This is a genomic window from Staphylococcus pasteuri, from assembly GCF_030547725.1.
Lineage (GTDB): Bacteria > Bacillota > Bacilli > Staphylococcales > Staphylococcaceae > Staphylococcus > Staphylococcus pasteuri.
In genome coordinates this window covers 1-237 of sequence record NZ_JAUOQO010000954.1, presented here as the reverse complement: position 1 = coordinate 237, position 237 = coordinate 1, and the positions used below count along the sequence as shown (strand labels likewise).

General features: G+C 41.8%; 1 protein-coding gene. It reads right to left on the bottom strand.

What is annotated here, in order from left to right; all coding sequences use genetic code 11:
* Window positions 1–36: 36 nt before the first annotated feature.
* Window positions 37–237: hypothetical protein (locus Q4528_RS16015; RefSeq protein ID WP_303522749.1), on the bottom strand; the 201-nt coding region annotated here is incomplete at its 5' end.

Below are 237 nucleotides of genomic sequence, written 5' to 3'. Positions count from 1 at the left end.
GGCAAACGCCAGTGAACCCAAAGACGCAGGGAAAACCTAAGCGCAAATAACCGCCTGCCATTTAGCTGGTGAGATAGATAAATCCGATAAAGATGCAGCAAACTTTAAAGTAATTGCTAGGTACAAAATCGCAAGTCGTAACCATTGGTGGAAAAAAGACATGAAAAAAGCACAAAAGAAGGAGTTCAGACGCTTAGATAACACCAATAAATTAGAGCTGGCGATTATGTGCGGCAT